15 protein-coding genes are annotated in these 15728 nt (G+C 38.0%); 5 read left to right on the top strand and 10 right to left on the bottom strand.

The genetic code is table 11. From position 1 onward, the window contains the following. Positions 1-464: 464 nt before the first annotated feature. Genes BW935_RS14535 through BW935_RS14525 form a run of 3 tightly spaced genes read right to left on the bottom strand, consistent with a single transcriptional unit; the run spans position 465 to position 3269 of the window. Complete coding sequence (locus BW935_RS14535; RefSeq protein ID WP_076502509.1) at positions 465-1511, bottom strand: vWA domain-containing protein; 1047 nt, start codon at positions 1509-1511, stop codon at positions 465-467. Further along, positions 1511-2398, bottom strand: a complete 888-nt coding sequence (locus BW935_RS14530; RefSeq protein WP_245802714.1) for a hypothetical protein — start codon at positions 2396-2398, stop codon at positions 1511-1513. The genes BW935_RS14535 and BW935_RS14530 overlap by 1 nt, the downstream gene beginning before the upstream one ends. Further along, positions 2391-3269 (bottom strand): DUF58 domain-containing protein, encoded by an 879-nt coding sequence (locus BW935_RS14525; protein ID WP_076502508.1) that lies wholly within the window; start codon positions 3267-3269, stop codon positions 2391-2393. The genes BW935_RS14530 and BW935_RS14525 overlap by 8 nt, the downstream gene beginning before the upstream one ends. A 90-nt stretch (positions 3270-3359) precedes the next feature. On the opposite strand from BW935_RS14525, the gene BW935_RS14520 reads away from it, so the two are divergent. Together BW935_RS14520 and BW935_RS14515 are read left to right on the top strand one after the other, a co-directional pair. Then, the gene (locus tag BW935_RS14520) at positions 3360-3722 is read left to right on the top strand and encodes a DUF4296 domain-containing protein (RefSeq protein WP_076502507.1); all 363 of its coding nucleotides are present in this window, start codon (positions 3360-3362) and stop codon (positions 3720-3722) included. Next, positions 3706-6093, top strand: a complete 2388-nt coding sequence (locus BW935_RS14515; protein ID WP_076502516.1) for an endonuclease MutS2 — start codon at positions 3706-3708, stop codon at positions 6091-6093. The genes BW935_RS14520 and BW935_RS14515 overlap by 17 nt, the downstream gene beginning before the upstream one ends. 81 nt (positions 6094-6174) lie before the next feature. On the opposite strand, the gene BW935_RS14510 is transcribed toward BW935_RS14515, so the two are convergent. The 6 genes from BW935_RS14510 to BW935_RS14485 are packed head-to-tail and all read right to left on the bottom strand — an operon-like array spanning position 6175 to position 11849. Further along, positions 6175-6672 carry a hypothetical protein gene (locus BW935_RS14510; RefSeq protein ID WP_076502506.1) on the bottom strand — a complete coding sequence of 166 codons (498 nt, stop codon included), beginning with the start codon at positions 6670-6672 and terminating at the stop codon, positions 6175-6177. 60 nt (positions 6673-6732) lie between these two features. Beyond that, positions 6733-7359: an ABC transporter ATP-binding protein gene (locus BW935_RS14505; protein WP_076502505.1), complete on the bottom strand. Its 627-nt coding sequence runs from the start codon at positions 7357-7359 to the stop codon at positions 6733-6735. A gap of 1 nt (position 7360) precedes the next feature. After that, positions 7361-8140: an acyl-ACP--UDP-N-acetylglucosamine O-acyltransferase gene (gene lpxA / locus BW935_RS14500; protein WP_076502504.1), complete on the bottom strand. Its 780-nt coding sequence runs from the start codon at positions 8138-8140 to the stop codon at positions 7361-7363. Then, positions 8137-9531, bottom strand: coding sequence for a bifunctional UDP-3-O-[3-hydroxymyristoyl] N-acetylglucosamine deacetylase/3-hydroxyacyl-ACP dehydratase (locus BW935_RS14495; protein WP_076502503.1), 1395 nt, complete (start codon positions 9529-9531; stop codon positions 8137-8139). Before BW935_RS14495 ends, lpxA begins: the two co-directional genes overlap by 4 nt. Before the next feature lie 37 nt (positions 9532-9568). After that, the gene (lpxD, locus tag BW935_RS14490; protein WP_076502502.1) at positions 9569-10591 is read right to left on the bottom strand and encodes a UDP-3-O-(3-hydroxymyristoyl)glucosamine N-acyltransferase; all 1023 of its coding nucleotides are present in this window, start codon (positions 10589-10591) and stop codon (positions 9569-9571) included. Positions 10592-10610: 19 nt separating this feature from the next. Further along, positions 10611-11849 (bottom strand): HD domain-containing protein, encoded by a 1239-nt coding sequence (locus BW935_RS14485; protein WP_175606676.1) that lies wholly within the window; start codon positions 11847-11849, stop codon positions 10611-10613. 51 nt (positions 11850-11900) lie between these two features. Between BW935_RS14485 and porX the strand changes: the two genes are divergently transcribed. Genes porX through BW935_RS14470 form a run of 3 tightly spaced genes read left to right on the top strand, consistent with a single transcriptional unit; the run spans position 11901 to position 15103 of the window. Beyond that, positions 11901-13460 (top strand): T9SS response regulator signal transducer PorX, encoded by a 1560-nt coding sequence (porX, locus tag BW935_RS14480; RefSeq protein WP_076502501.1) that lies wholly within the window; start codon positions 11901-11903, stop codon positions 13458-13460. A 4-nt stretch (positions 13461-13464) separates the two neighbouring features. Next, the gene (gene tsaE / locus BW935_RS14475; RefSeq protein ID WP_076502500.1) at positions 13465-13908 is read left to right on the top strand and encodes a tRNA (adenosine(37)-N6)-threonylcarbamoyltransferase complex ATPase subunit type 1 TsaE; all 444 of its coding nucleotides are present in this window, start codon (positions 13465-13467) and stop codon (positions 13906-13908) included. Continuing rightward, complete coding sequence (locus BW935_RS14470; protein WP_175606677.1) at positions 13901-15103, top strand: alanine dehydrogenase; 1203 nt, start codon at positions 13901-13903, stop codon at positions 15101-15103. Before tsaE ends, BW935_RS14470 begins: the two co-directional genes overlap by 8 nt. Here the strand turns inward: BW935_RS14470 and BW935_RS14465 are convergent. Next, positions 15100-15573, bottom strand: coding sequence for a response regulator (locus BW935_RS14465; protein WP_076502498.1), 474 nt, complete (start codon positions 15571-15573; stop codon positions 15100-15102). The two genes, BW935_RS14470 and BW935_RS14465, sit on opposite strands and share 4 nt — an antisense overlap. Positions 15574-15728 lie beyond the last annotated feature (155 nt).

The following is a 15728-nucleotide window of genomic DNA, read 5'->3' as shown; positions in this document are numbered from 1 at the left end:
GCCGCCACATTATTAAAAAGCCTTTCAGGAAACTGAGAGGCTTTTGTGTTTTATAGCCCCTTGCTCTCGCTAAGCTAGCAAAGGAGTAAAGAGCGGAAGGAAGTAGAAGGAAGATAGGAGAAATAAGACAAAAGATCAATATCGTGCTTTTCCAAACTTTAAACTAAATTCCACCCTCTTCGAGCAGTCAATTCACATCATAACTCAATATCCCAATCAACTAACCCCCGCTAACTTTCTAACCTTCAAACCTTTCAACTCAATTCCCAATTTTCCAATTTTCCAATCTTGTAATCTCAAATCCCTTAATAACCCAATCAACCAATAACTAAATCAAATAACCCCCGCTAACTTTTAAACTTTCTAACCTTTCAACCCAATTTCCAATTTTTCAATCTTAAAATCTTGTAATCTCTAATTCGCCCAATAACTCAACCAACCAATAATTATATAGATTAAAAATTCTAGTCAAGTAAGAAGTTGTTGAAGAAAGTGCTTTTTAGAATCATCCAACTGAAAAAGAATAAAAGTCCCCAGAATAAATAAATTCGATAGTAATCATTGGTCTCTTTATATCTTGATTCAATGATTTCTGCTTTTTCTAGATTGTCTATTTCTTCAAATATTTGTTCGAGTGCATTATCATCAGATGCTCTGTAAAATTTACCCCCTCCTATAGTAGCAATTTCTCTCAGAGTAGTTTCATCCAAATAACTTTCAATCATTTGAGGCCTACCAAAAAAATCAACTCCATAAGGAACCATGCCATCTTTCCCTACTGCAATGCTGTATATTTTGATATCAAAAGCTGCTGCAAGTTCAGCAGCAAATATAGGGTCTACATTTCCTGCGTTGTTTTCCCCGTCAGAAAGAAGGATCATTACTTTGGATTTAGATTCTGCTTCTCTCATTCTGTTTGTACCCGCAGCAATAGCACTACCAATTGCAGTGCCTTTGGCATCCATCATATTGAAGGAAATATCTTTGATCAAATCTGTCAGTAAATTATAATCAGTTGTCAAAGGAGCCAATGAATATGCTTCACCCGAAAATATGACCATGCCTATCCGGTCTCCAAATCGACCATTAATGAAATCAATAGCAGTTTCTTTCGCAGCTTCAAGTCTATTTGGTTGGAAATCTTGAAGGTCCATTGATTCTGAAATATCAAGAACAAGCATGATGTCAATGCCTTCAGTGTATTGTTCTACTCTTTCATTTGATTTTTGTGGCCTTGCTAATGCTAATGCTACCATCCATAGGGATAATAAGAAAAATAATGTAGGAACTAATCTGAGATAAGTCCAAGGGTTATTGGTGGCAACAGAACCTGGAAGAGATAGCTCTAAAACAGGATTTTTTAGAAGTTTCACGAATTTTCTAAGGATCATCAAAAGTGGGATGATCCATATTAAGTGAAGCGCCCAGATATTTTCCCAATCAAAGCTTTTGAAGGTTTCAGGAAAAAACCAATACAAAGAAAAGAAATCAGAGATGCTATTAACGCTCATTACTTTTGGGTGATTTTTTGTTGATAGGATTCAGCACAGATTCCTTTGAGGTTTTGACATGCTTTGCTTATATCTTGCCCTTCCTTACCAGCATAAATGACCATTTCTATGTCTCTGAAGTCTTTGATTATTTCTTTATTGGCTAAGAACGCTGATATTTCTAAAGTAGTCCATTCCCTAAATGGCTTGTTATTTAGATGCTCCATGTAGGTTTTCCATAATCCTAGTAATTCATCTGCACCATCCATGTCGGGTTTTGAAGCAAATGTTCTTTCTGCTTTTTCCCAACGAAGCATGAATCTCTTATATTTTCTTTTTTCATTCCAAATTTGAAACTGTCGTTTAATACCTTCTCCAAAGAAGAAAAATAGCACTAGAGATAAGATGATAATGCTTACCAATACAGCAATCAATAAAAGGTAATTAAAGCTCTTTGGGATTGTTTGATAGACATTGTTATCTTGAAATAAAAGCTGCTCAGGTAGAGGATTGATCATCAGCTTTAATGCTAACGATGCCTCTTCAGGATAGTATTCTAAACTATCATACTTCATTACCTCAAAAACGGGCAAGGAAAAAGAAGAAATTGGATCTAAGGAAAAATTGGACACATAATAAATAGCACTATCTAGTGTTATATCCTCCTTGGTATTACTCATAAAGGTTTGCTTTTCGAGTAATACAAATGGACTAAAATCAAATGTGGAATCGGGAAATACCACATTCATTCCTTGACTGTATTTTGCTTTAAGCACATAAGGGATTTTCTCTCCAATTTTGGCAGAGTCTTTCATGAAGTAACCCTCCACTTTCAGTTCTTGTCCTTGACTGAACTGACAAGTGAATAGTAGGATTGAAAAGAATAGAAGTTTAGTAATCTTAGCCACGTTTCATGGTTTTATTTCTGGTCTTAAACAACTCGATTAACGGCAATACGATGTCTTGCCCTGTATCGATTTCAAGATAATTGATCTGGTTTTTTTTGCAGATTCTTTTGAGTAAATCTCTTTCTGTAGTAAATGTATCTGTAATTTTCTTAGAAAATGATCCAAATGCAGTATTTACCCAGGTTGTTTTTCCTTCTTCTTTGTCAAAGACTGGAATAATTCCCAATGCAGGTAGTTTGGATTCCCTAGGGTCAGTCAATTGAATGGCTACCAAATCGTGTTTCTCTGCCAAAGCTTTAAAAGGACGTTCATATCCATCATCAATGAAATCAGAAATCACAATTATGATGCTACGCTTTTTGATTAAGTTCAGCGCAAATGAGAACATCTCCTTTAAGTTTGTTTTTAGTGATTTGTTCTCGTGGTTAAAAATCCCTTGAATTACTTTAACTCCTTGCTTGGGACCCTTACTTGGAAGAATGATTTTTTCTTTTTGGTCTGAGAAAGATACAAGTCCTACTTGGCTTCCTTCAAAAATAGCCGCTAAGGTCAAAACGCCAGCAACTTCTTTTCCTTTATCTATTTTCTTTTTTCCTGATGCACCTATATCTTGAGATCCACTGATATCTAAGAGGAAATAGACACTTTGATCTTTATCTTCTTTGAATGTTTTGACAAAGGTCCCGTGGCCTTTAGCTGAGACCTTCCATTCTATGGTTCTTACATCATCACCATACTGGTATGGTCTCAAATCATCAAATTCCAACCCTGCGCCTTTGAAAATGGATTGGTAATCACCCTGAAGGTGGTTGTTGGCCACTTTCCGGATCATGATTTCATATCTTCTAAGTTTTTTGAGTAGTTGGTTCATGAAGGTTGTTTTCGGATGTCTAATTTAAGGCAGTCTTTTGAATAATAAAATTTATATGTGGTTCTCTGTTTAAAGTGTTAATTTTGAAACGTGAAAAAGTTATTATTCTTTATACCGCTCATCCTTTTCATGCAGTCTTGCAGAAAAGAAACCAAGCCTGAGTATGTTCTCAATGAAGATCAAATGGTAGGGATGCTGATAGATATTCATATTGCGGAAGGCTATGTGAGCACCTTACCTATCAATTATGATTCATCAAGAAATTTGTACCCCATGTTTGAGAAGGAAGTTTTTCGAAAACATCAAGTGTCAGACTCAGTTTTCCATAGGAGTTTAGAGTACTATTTGGCTCGACCTAGAATTATTGATAGGGTCTATGCCAGAGTAATCGATTCATTGAATGTAATCGAAAAAGAAGGGAACGTAAAAGAAAGTGATGAATTACCCAACTAGTGTTGAAGAAAAGATCAATTTTGATAAAATCAGAGAGTTGATCAAAGAAGAATGCTCCAGCTCCTTAGGGACTGCTTTTGTTGATAAAATGACTTTTTCAAAAGATCTGGGTTTGATTACTCGGCTTTTGGATCAAACGGAAGAATTTAGACAAATATTAATTTCAGGTGAGTCTTTTCCAGCTTCCAATTATACCAATATTCACCCCTATTTGGATAAAGCTAAGGTTGAAGGTACTTTCTTGTATGAGGATGATTTCCATGAAATCAAATTGTCTTTATTCACATTGGTGGGCTGTGTTAATTTTTTTAATAGGTTTTCTGAAGAATATCCCAACCTACACCAACTTCTTGGCCTAGTCCAACTGGATCAAACGCTACTGAAGGCAATAGAGCGTGTGATAGATGAAAAGGGAAAAATCAGAAATAATGCATCAAAAGACTTGGCTCTGATACGCTCCCAGATTCTTTATGAAGAAAGTCGACTTAGGAAAGTTTTGGATAGGATTTTTAGAGATGCAAGATCCAAAGGTTTGACACCAGAAGATGCATCTGTTACTATCAGAGGTGGAAGGATGGTAATCCCAGTTTTGGCCGAAAACAAACGGAAAATAAAAGGATTTATCCATGATGAATCAGCTACCGGTCAGACGGTTTTCCTCGAGCCAGCCGAAGTATTGGATATCAATAATGAACTCAAGGATTTGGAGTACATGGAGCGTCGGGAAATCCAACGAATCCTCACTCAATTGACGGATATCTTGAGAAGTTTTATTCCAGATTTGAGAAAGGCATTTCAATTTTTGGGATTGGTCGATTTTATCAGAGCGAAAGCAAAATTTGCTCTGAAAACAAACGCTGCTAAGCCTGTTCTTGAAAAAGCAAAGCAACTAGACTGGTACAATGCTAAGCACCCACTTTTGCAGTTTGCGCTAGCCCAGCAGGGAAAAAAAGTAACACCACTGAATATTCAATTAGACCACAATAGGAGACTTCTAGTGATATCTGGGCCTAATGCAGGTGGTAAATCTGTGACCTTAAAGACCGTGGCCATGTTGCAATATATGCTGCAATGTGGTTTATTAATTCCTGTGGATCCACATTCCAAATGTACTGTTTTTGATAATTTCTTTATAGACATTGGAGATGAACAAAATATTGAGAATGATCTCAGTACCTATAGCTCACATTTGATGAGCATGAAGTACTTTACTCAGTTTGCCAATAAAAAGACCATCCTTTTTATTGATGAATTTGGGACGGGTACAGAGCCTCAGTTTGGAGCAGCTATAGCAGAAGGAATTCTCTTGGAGTTGAATAAGTCAGGAGCATACGGAGTAATCACTACTCACTATGGTAACCTCAAGGAGATTGCTTCGAAGAATCAGGGTTTGGTTAATGGAGCCATGCGCTATGATGTAGATAAGCTGGAACCCTTATATCAGCTTGAAATTGGTAAGCCAGGTAGCTCATTTGCGCTTGAGATAGCTTCTAAAATCGGCATATCTAAGGATATAATCGCCTATGCAAAAGCTAATATTGGGGAAGAACGTGTCCGATATGATCGTATGCTCAACAAGCTTGAAAATGAAAAAGTAAAGTATGAACAATTAGTCAGTGAGAATGCTAGGAAGGAGCGAATGCTGGAGCAGCGTATGAAAGAGTATACGCAGCTAAAAGAAACCATCGACACCAATAAAAAACAATACATCCAAGAGGCTAAAGCAGAGGCGAAGGCACTACTTGATGAAGTAAACAAAAAAATAGAAATCACCATCAAGTCTATCAAAGAACAAAAAGCAGATAAAGAGGCAACCAAGAAGTTGAGAGTTGATTTGGAGGTGTTCAAAGCAAAAGTCAAACCAGAAAAAGAAGTGGTCAAGGCTCCTGAGATCAAGGTCATAGGAGGAGATATTCAAGTAGGGGATTTTGTAAGGCTAAAGGATAATGGTGCTGTAGCTGAGGTGCTTGCCATCAAAAGTAAGGATGTGGAGATCAGCATCGGAGATTTGAAGTCTAATGTCAAATTGAAGCGCCTGGAGAAGATATCCTCTTCTGAAATGAAGAAGGAGAAGAAATCCATAGCCAGAAGGTCAGGATTTGATCCCAATGCTAAGATGATGGACTTTTCCCCCAATTTAGATATTAGAGGAAAAAGGGGAGAAGAGATATTGCCATTGGTTCAAAATTTTGTGGATGACGGGCATATGTTGGGTCTCAAAGACCTCAGAATTGTACATGGTAAGGGAGATGGCATACTCAAGGATATTACAAGAAATATCCTTCGTAACATGTCTCAGGTAAAAAAAGTAACTGATGAACATGCTGATCGGGGAGGAGCTGGAGTGACGCTTGTAGAGCTAAAATCGTAATTTAAAGTATTGCTTAAAAACAACAGCGCCTTGATTTCATCAATAGAATCAAGGCGCTGTTGTTTTGGTTTTAATTTATGGTCAAGGCTTTCTTTTCAAAGCGAATCTATAGTTGCCAGCGATTGCGCCATTCGGAGGAGTGATTTTTTCACCAGACCCTGGCGCAACAATTGTAAAGGTCAATATAAGGTCCGAGCCCGATCTTGTAAAGGAAATTTCTGGTCCGGACGCAGGTCTTGTTCCTGCTAAAATGAATTTTGAAACATCGGTTCCTACAAAATTCCAGTTTCCTGAGCCATCGAAAAGATCTCCACCGTTGACTGTATTATAAGTTTTGCTGTTTTGATTGGCAGCGAAAGTTAATTCAAAATTTGCATAAATATTGGTCTCTGAGCGGTTATCCCTAGTGACGGTACCGCCACCAGCTACAGTCCATGTGGTAGAAGAACTGCCAGCCAGGTCTTCTATAGCCAATTCTTCGGGAGTTTTTTGCGGAGCAGGATCATCACCTTTTTTACATCCAAAAAGCACTAAGCCAAAAGCTGAAATCAATAAAAGGTTAAGTACTAATTTATTCATAATAGGGTTGTAATTTTTTGAGATTTGTAAATTTAAACATATGGCTGAAGAATCAAACACTTATTTTAACTTATAGTTTTCGATGTGTATATGATTTTCACAAAAAGTATATTCTCTTGGATCATTGGAACATACCAATATAGTCCTTTCCTTACCAAATTTCTCGATCAGCGCAAGGTACCAGTTCACCCCTTTTTCATCAAGATTGGAAGTAGGCTCGTCTAATAGTACGAGTGGGACATCTGAAAAAAGGCAAAGCCCTAATTTCAGTCTTTGCTTCATCCCTGAAGAAAATTGGTTAATAGTTTTTTGGCTATGATTTTCCAAATACATCTCTCCAATCATTTCCTCAAAAGAAAGATTTTGAAAAACTTTTTTAAACTGAAAGTGAAAGTTAAGGATCTCCAGTAAGCTAAACTCTTCGGGTAACTCCAAGTAAGGAGCAGAAATAGTCAAATATTGATAAATCTGTTCTTCAGAAATTTCTTTGTCTTCAAAAAAATACTTTATTGATCCTTCCGTCAAAGGGTTGAGGGAAGCAATAGATTTGATCAAAGTGGATTTACCAGAGCCATTACTCCCCGTGATTGCCCACTTTGATCCTGCTGGAATACTGATGCTCAAGTTTCTGAATATCCATTCATATTGAAACCTTTTTGACGCATTAACCAGCTCTATTTGAACCATATTATTGGATATAGCCTTTCATTACTCCTCTTTCGGAAGAACGGATGAAATTTACAATTTCATCTCTCTCTTTGGTAGCTGGGAGATTCACTTCTATTTCTTCCAAGGCCCGACTGTTATTGAGGCTATTTAGGAAGAGGTAACGATACACATCCTGAATATGACTAATAGTCTCACTTGAAAAGCCTCTTCTTCTTAAACCAAGACTATTGACGCCTGCATAACTGAGTGGTTCTCTGGCTGCCTTGGTGAATGGGGGAACGTCTTTTCTTACAAGTGAGCCTCCAGAAATCATCGAGTGCATCCCAACCTTTACAAATTGATGGATTGCGCTACTTCCACCTACGATTGCCCAATCGTCAATGATCACGTGACCAGCTACTTGAACGGCATTTGCTATAATTACATTATTTCCAACAATACAGTCGTGTGCAATGTGTACATAAGCCATCAATAGGCAATTGCTTCCTACTTTAGTGGTCATTTTGTCCAAAGTACCTCTACTGATGGTCACACACTCTCTGATCGTTGTATTGTCACCAATTTCAACGAGTGTTTTTTCCCCTTGGAATTTCAAATCTTGAGGAATCGCTGAAATCACAGCACCAGGAAAAATTTTACAGTTTTTACCAATTCTAGCCCCAGGGTAAATAGTGACATTGGAACCTATCCATGTACCCTCTCCGATGGTGACGTCTTCATGGATCATGGTAAACGGATCTACATGAACACCTTCACCTAAAACTGCGTCTTCGTGTATTTGGGATAGTTTGCTGATCATGATTCTTTTCTTACGATGCTTGCGGTCATAACGGCCTCGCAGACGAGTGTATTGCCTACGTAAGCTTCACCTTTCATTTTTGCTATTCCTCTTCTTATAGGAGCAAGTAATTCACATTTAAAAACTAGGGTGTCTCCAGGGATAACCATCTTTCTAAATTTACAATTTTCAATCCCTAAGAAATATGTCCAGTAGTTTTCAGGATCATCTACAGTGCTGAGGACTAAGATTCCTCCAGTCTGTGCCATCGCTTCTACTTGCAGTACGCCTGGCATCACGGGATTATTTGGGAAATGCCCCATGAAAAATGGTTCATTCATGGTGACATTTTTTACTCCTGCTACAACAGTATCATCGAGGTAGATAACCTTATCCAATAACTGAAAAGGGTATCTATGTGGTAAGATATTGCTGATTTGAGCAATGTCCATCACAGGAGGGAGTTTTGGATCGTAATATGGAATGTGACTTGGGCCAGCCTTTTCCATAGCTCTTTTTATTTTTTTTGCAAAAGCTACATTGGCAGCATGACCTGGTCTAGCTGCAAGAATTTGAGCTTTCAGAGGTCTTCCAACTAAGGCTAAGTCACCTACCACATCTAGAAGCTTGTGTCTTGCAGGTTCGTTTTTATACCTCAAATCCACATTGTTTAGGATGCCTTCTTTACGAACTTCTACTTTTTCTTTGTTGAACATTTTTGCCAAATGTGCCAATTCCTTTTCCTCGACAACTCTATCAACTACTACAATAGCATTGTTCAGGTCGCCTCCTTTGATCAGGTTCTGATTGTACAGCATTTCGAGTTCGTGTAGGAAGCAGAAAGTTCTACATGATGCTATCTCAGATCTGAATTGGCTAATATCTGTAATAGAGGCATGCTGAGAGCCTAGAACTGGAGAGTTGTAGTCCACCATCACAGTGACTCGGTAATCATCCAAAGGTAGTGCCGCCATCTCTACTTCCCTAGATGGGTCCCGATAGGAGATGCTTTCAGGAATTTCAAAAAATCTCCTCAAGGCGTTTTGTTCTTCAATACCTGCCTGGTCCAAAGCCTCGATAAATTGTATCGAAGAGCCATCCAAGATTGGAGGTTCTGGACCATCCAATTGTATCAGGACATTGTCTATTTCTAAACCTACAAGAGCAGCAAGTACATGCTCTACAGTGAAAACTCTTGCGCCACTTTGCTCCAAGGTAGTCCCTCTAGATACGTCTACGACATTGTCAACATCTGCATCGATGATGGGCATACCTTCGATATCTATCCTCTGAAATTTGTATCCATGATTGGGAGGTGCAGGCAAAAAAGTCATGTTTGAAATTACTCCTGTGTGGAGCCCGACACCAGATACGGTGACTTGTTTTTTAATAGTATGTTGTTTTACCCTCATAGGTATCGATTACTAAATTTGATTTGAGTGCGTAAATTTATTGTTTTTTTTCCAGTTCTCTCAATCGATCCTGAAGCTGAGGTAGATTTTTGAAAATTGCGTAAGCTTTTAAGAAACCTTTCAGCTCAAATCCCATGTATCCGAAAAGTGTTTGACCTGAAGTCTCTATGGATCTAATAATCCCTGTATTAGCACCTATGGTAGTTTTATCGGCGATTTTGATATGTCCTACGATTCCAGCCTTTCCCGCAATGACGCAGTTTTTACCAATTTCAGTAGATCCTGAGATGCCAGCTTGAGCGGCAATCACAGTGTTTTCTCCTATGATTACATTATGGGCGATTTGTACCTGATTATCAATTTTAGCGCCTTTTCTAATGACTGTTGATCCCATAGTTGCGCAATCTACTGTGGTGTTTGCACCTATACTCACAAAATCTTCAATGATTACATTGCCTATTTGTGGAATTGCCTTGTAGGTGCCGTCTTCTTGTGGTGCAAAACCAAAACCATCAGAGCCTATGACCGCTCCTGGGTGAATTTCACAATAAGAGCCAATGATCGTGTCATTGCAGATTTTCACTCCTGGATGTATGATACAATGATCACCAATCCTTACATTATCACCTATAAATACATTGGGGTAAATTTTCACATTGTCACCAATTACGGTTTTTTGGCCAATGTACGAAAAAGCGCCTCTATAGTGATCTCCGCCTATGGTGCTGCTATCATGAATGAAGGAGGGTTGTTCTATGCCTGATTTACTGTTTTTGGTAAATTGTGCATAAGCTTCTAAAATTTGTGTAAAACCTGTATAGGCATCTTTCACCCTGATGAGTGATGTTTTGAGTGATTTTTTGGGTTGGAAATTTTCAGATACGATTACCGCAGATGCTGAAGTTTCGTAGATGAAGTTTTCATACTTCTCGTTTGATAAAAAACTTATGCCACCAGGCTGCCCATCTTGAATCTTATCCAATCTATTGACTTTTGTAGATCCATCTCCTTCTACTTTGCCATTGAGAAGTGAAGCTACCTGCTCTACGGTAAATTCCATTATAATTGCTATTTTTTGGCTACAAAGTTAAATTTTTAGCGCGACATGCATAGTGTTTTTTGACAATCTTACTCATCGCTTTGATATTGGGTAAGTCAGCAGCTTGTGCTACATCAATAATTTCTCCTTTTTTAGTGAGGATATGAATTCGCTCTTTGGCTACATAGGCATTGTTACTGATAGTACCATTAGAGAAGAAATACTTCATGTCTTCTGTTGGAACTTGAAGCTTTTGTTGTGTTTTCTTCCAAAGGTTTTCCAATTCTTCCTGCGAAAACTCCTCACTATTTAAATTGATCTTAAATAGATTACGAGAAAGAAACATATTGGATATGCTGCGAAGGATATAATCTTTGTCTTTTTTCCAAAACTTGATACCTCCCCAAATGTCATAATCATCAAGCTCTAAGAAGGTCTTGATCAGAACATCGGAGGATTTGAAATCATCCAAAGTGAAATCATTTTTCAGGAAATGCAAAAACTCGTCTGTAGCTTTGATCTCTACACCTTCTTGAGTGAGATCTTTTGCTCTACTGATTAAGTTGATTAACATCTTCTCTGCAGCGACTGTGGTCTTATGTAAGTAGACTTGCCAATACATCAGACGACGAGCACTCAAGAAGTTTTCGATACTGTAAAGTCCCTTTTCTTCTACTACAAGTTGATCATCTTTGATCGCCATCATTTTGATGATCCGGTCTGCTCCTATGGTTCCTTCAGAGACCCCGGTAAAAAAGCAATCTCGCTGTAAATAATCCAATCTATCTATGTCGAGCTGACTAGAAACTAGTTGGTGAAAAAATTTTCTTTCATAATGATTCTTAAAAATCCTCAGTGCAAGGTCAAGTTGGCCGTTTAATTGTTTATTAAGTTCGTCAATGATCAATAAGGATAAGGATTCATGAGGGATGTTTTTCAACAGTGAAAATTCCAAAGCATGAGAAAATGGTCCATGTCCGATATCGTGAAGCAGTATGGCAATAAGAGCTGCTTCGTACTCTGCGTCACTAATTTCATTACCTTTATTTCTCAGGTTGTCCAAAGTGATGCTCATCAGGTGCATAGCACCTAATGCATGATGAAATCGGGTATGTAGTGCACCGGGGTAGACATAGTCAGTCAAACCTAGCTGCTTGATCCGACGTAACCTTTGGAAGTATGGATGGTCTATAATGGTAAAAATCAACTCGCTGGGAATTGTGATGAATCCATAGACAGGATCATTTAATATTTTACGGCTTTTCAATGTCTCGGACATTTGATTGGAGTCAAAAGTAATTATAATTTTAAACGATTTAAACAGAATTTTATGCAAAAATACAAAATCCTTTGGGCTGATGACGAAATAGATCTATTAAAACCGCATATACTTTTTCTTCAGCAAAAAGGCTATGATATCAGTACGGTGAATAGCGGGGTAGATGCAATTGAAAAGGTAGAGGAACATAATTTTGATGTTATTTTTCTAGATGAAATGATGCCAGGCATGACAGGTCTAGAGACACTTCAGCAAATCAAAATGATCAAGCCACAGATTCCTGTGGTCATGATTACCAAAAGTGAAGAGGAGCACATCATGGATGATGCCATCGGAGGTAAAATTGCTGATTATCTGATCAAGCCTATCAATCCAAACCAGATTCTGCTCTCTGTCAAAAAAATTCTTCAAAACAAGCAGTTGATCTCTGAAAAGACCAATTTATCCTACAGACAGGATTTTATGAATATCAGCATGGCTTGCAGTGATGCTTCTACACATCAGGAGTGGACTGATATATATAAAAAACTGACTTATTGGGAACTGGAGATTGATAAGACAGAAAATAAAAGTATGCAAGAGGTGCTGGAAACTCAAAAGGTTGAAGCCAATGCTGCTTTTGCAAAGTTTATCAAAAATAATTACCTCGATTGGTTAAATGACTCAAAGGCTGATAGTCCAATTCTTTCCCATCAATTGATGAAGGAGAAGGTATTTCCTCACGTAAAGGAAGGTAAGCCGCTTTTCTTTGTGGTGATAGATAACCTTAGGTTGGATCAGTGGGAAGATTTAGAGCCTTTAGTCTTGGAGTATTTCAATTCAAAAGAAGATGATACTTACTACAGTATTCTTCCTACTACCACCGCCTTTGCCAGGAATGCTTTATTCAGCGGCTTGATGCCATCTGATATGGCGAGATTTCACCCAGACCTTTGGGAAGGAGAAGATACAGATGAAGGGAAGAATAATAAAGAAGAGGAATTCTTGGCTGAAAATCTGCACAAGAACAGGTTGAATATACGATATAGCTATCATAAGATTTTACAAGCATATCAAGGAAGGAGTTTGGTAGATCAATTTCATTCTTTGATGAATAATGAACTTAATGTTATAGTTTTCAATTTTGTGGATATGATGTCCCATGCAAGGACAGATATGAAGATGATTAGAGAATTGGCTCCAGATGAATCGGCTTATCGATCCTTGACCAAGAGTTGGTTTGAGCATTCCTCTTTGTTTGAGTTATTTAAAAAAATCAGCGCTGCGGGAGCTGAGCTAATCGTCACAACTGATCATGGTACCAAGCGTGTCAACAAGCCCTACAAAATTATAGGTGATAAGAACGTAACCACAAACCTTCGTTACAAGCAGGGTAAGAACTTAAACTTTGAAAGTGGAAAAGTCTTTGAAATCAACAAGCCTGAAGATGCTAAGCTTCCAAGATTTAATGTCTCTACAAGTTATGTTTTTGCAGTAGAAGATTATTTCTTTGCATATCCAAACAATTACAATTATTATGTCAACTATTACAAAGATACTTTTCAACATGGAGGCGTATCTTTGGAAGAGATAATAATTCCTGTAGTGCATCTTTTACCGAAGAATAATTAATAACTTGAAAAAAATCTATTGTGATAATCTAGCTAGCTTACCTCAAGTAGCCCAAGAAATTATTGAAGTCTGCAAAGATGAAAAAATCTGGGTTTTCAAAGGTCAAATGGGAGCAGGCAAGACTACTTTAATCAAGGCTATTGCAAAGGAAATGGGTGTAGTAGACCTAGTCTCTAGCCCTACCTTTTCTATTGTAAATGAATATAGCAGTGAGCAAGGTCAGCAGTTTTATCATTTTGATTTTTACAGGATTGATGATGCTGAGGAAGTATTGGAAATTGGAGTTGAGGAATATTTCTATAGTGGTGCCTATTGTTGGATCGAATGGTCGGAGAGAATTCCAGAGTACATTCCTGATACTTTCCAGTTGATAAGCATTCAGGTAGATGAAAAAGGTTGGAGAGTGATTAGCATTTCAAAAATTGTAAATGGAGCACAGCATGGTTGATGTTACCGAATCTGTCGAGATACTTCCCAAAGAGGCATCTGCAAAAGTCAAGAAGTCTAAGGGTGATTTCGTAATTGGAGTACCAAAAGAAATCGATTCTCAAGAAAAGCGAGTTTTGCTTACTCCAGAGGCGGTACGTCTATTGACCAATAATGGGCTCAAGGTAATCGTGGAGACTGAAGCTGGAAAGAAATCTAAGTTTGAGGACAAAGACTATTCAGATGCTGGAGCAAAAATTGTCTACACCGCCAAAGAAGCGTTTGAGTCAGAAGTTGTACTTAAGGTAGAGCCGCCTAGTGTTGAGGAGATTGCGTATATGAAGCCGGGGTCTTGTTTGATTTCTGCGCTTCAATTGGGAAGACAGTCAGCCGATTATATTCATGCGCTCAATTCAAAGAGAATTACGGCAGTTTCTTTTGAGAATTTGGAAGATAAAGTAGGGGGAATGCCTGTGGTAAGAGCAATGAGTGAGATTGCTGGATCTACTGTGATGCTGGTTGCTTCGGAATATCTTTCTAGTGTCAATGATGGTAAGGGGCTTATTCTTGGAGGGGTCACGGGTGTTCCTCCTACTCAAGTAGTCATTATTGGAGCGGGAACCGTGGCGGAATATGCCGCAAGAACAGCACTTGGCTTAGGTGCAAATATCAAAGTTTTTGATAATCACATCTACAAATTGAGGAGGATTAAGCAATTGCTTGGTCAACAAGTATTTACTTCTACCATCGATAATATCACACTTGTACAGGCACTCAAAGAGGCCGATGTGGTGATTGGTGCCTTAAGGGCTGAAAAGGGTAGGAATAAAATAGTAGTGACGGAAGAGATGGTAGCTGCAATGATGCCGGGTAGCATCATCATTGATGTGAGTATAGATCAAGGAGGATGTATTGAGACTGCTGAGATGACTTCACATTCAGAGCCCATTTTCAAAAAACATGAAATCATCCATTATTGCGTACCAAATATTGCCTCTCGGGTTTCTCGTACGGCCTCAGTAGCTTTAAGTAATATTTTCACCCCGATTCTCCTACAGATGGCAGATTTGAAAGGGGCAGAAGAGATGATTTTTAATTACAAATGGTTTATGAAAGGGGTATATACTTATAGAGGGAGCTTGACAAACGCACATTTAGCGAGAAAATTTGCCATGACACACAAAGAGCTGCAATTATTACTTGCAGCTCGTTACTAAGAGAGTAGGTTTTGTCTTAAAAGGAATTCCAATTGATCGTTGGCCTTGATCAGGTCTTCGGTTAGTTTTTTATTTTCTCTCCTCAGGGAAAGGACTTCAAATGCATTATTGATGACTGTCCTCAGGTAATCTTCATCCCAGGGTTTGGTCAGGTAATGATAAACTTGCCCTTTGTTGATTGCGTCGATTACGGCTTGGATGTCTGTATACCCAGTGAGTAAAATTCTTATTGGGTCTGGATAAAGGGGAATGATAGATGCTAAAAAATCTACACCAGTTTCTTCTGGCATTCTCTGGTCAGTGATAATGATATCCACTTCCTGCGTTTTTAGGAATTCCCGTCCTTCCTCTGCGGAAATTGCAATTGAGATCTTATAATCTCTTCGAAACGTAGCTTTGAATGCTTGAAGATTATTTTCTTCATCGTCTACGTATAGAATTCTTATTTTTTCCTCTTTGGATTCAGACATTATTTTCAAACAGTTTGAATATTAATTAGCTAAAACATTGAATAAAAACCAATATAATTAGGTAAGTTTTTGATAATTAATAAGCTTAGTTCACTTGTTTAGCTTTGTATTTTACCAAATATCTAAATAAAATTCATTTCAGAGAACATTTTTGG

The organism is Belliella pelovolcani, assembly GCF_900156785.1.
Taxonomy (GTDB): Bacteria; Bacteroidota; Bacteroidia; order Cytophagales; family Cyclobacteriaceae; genus Belliella; species Belliella pelovolcani.
This window is presented reverse-complemented; position numbering and strand designations above follow the sequence as displayed.

Excerpts from the sequence above, each read along its gene's own strand:
- BW935_RS14525 (WP_076502508.1), bottom strand. The coding sequence starts at position 3,269 with ATGAACCAACTACTCAAAAAACTTAGAAGATATGAAATCATGATCCGG.
- lpxD (WP_076502502.1), bottom strand. The coding sequence starts at position 10,591 with ATGGAATTTACCGTAGAGCAGGTAGCTTCACTTCTCAATGGCAAAGTA.
- porX (WP_076502501.1), top strand. The coding sequence starts at position 11,901 with ATGCAAAAATACAAAATCCTTTGGGCTGATGACGAAATAGATCTATTA.
- BW935_RS14495 (WP_076502503.1), bottom strand. The coding sequence starts at position 9,531 with ATGAGGGTAAAACAACATACTATTAAAAAACAAGTCACCGTATCTGGT.
- BW935_RS14470 (WP_175606677.1), top strand. The coding sequence starts at position 13,901 with ATGGTTGATGTTACCGAATCTGTCGAGATACTTCCCAAAGAGGCATCT.
- lpxA (WP_076502504.1), bottom strand. The coding sequence starts at position 8,140 with ATGATCAGCAAACTATCCCAAATACACGAAGACGCAGTTTTAGGTGAA.
- BW935_RS14505 (WP_076502505.1), bottom strand. The coding sequence starts at position 7,359 with ATGGTTCAAATAGAGCTGGTTAATGCGTCAAAAAGGTTTCAATATGAA.
- BW935_RS14515 (WP_076502516.1), top strand. The coding sequence starts at position 3,706 with ATGAATTACCCAACTAGTGTTGAAGAAAAGATCAATTTTGATAAAATC.
- BW935_RS14465 (WP_076502498.1), bottom strand. The coding sequence starts at position 15,573 with ATGTCTGAATCCAAAGAGGAAAAAATAAGAATTCTATACGTAGACGAT.
- BW935_RS14485 (WP_175606676.1), bottom strand. The coding sequence starts at position 11,849 with ATGTCCGAGACATTGAAAAGCCGTAAAATATTAAATGATCCTGTCTAT.
- BW935_RS14510 (WP_076502506.1), bottom strand. The coding sequence starts at position 6,672 with ATGAATAAATTAGTACTTAACCTTTTATTGATTTCAGCTTTTGGCTTA.
- BW935_RS14535 (WP_076502509.1), bottom strand. The coding sequence starts at position 1,511 with ATGAGCGTTAATAGCATCTCTGATTTCTTTTCTTTGTATTGGTTTTTT.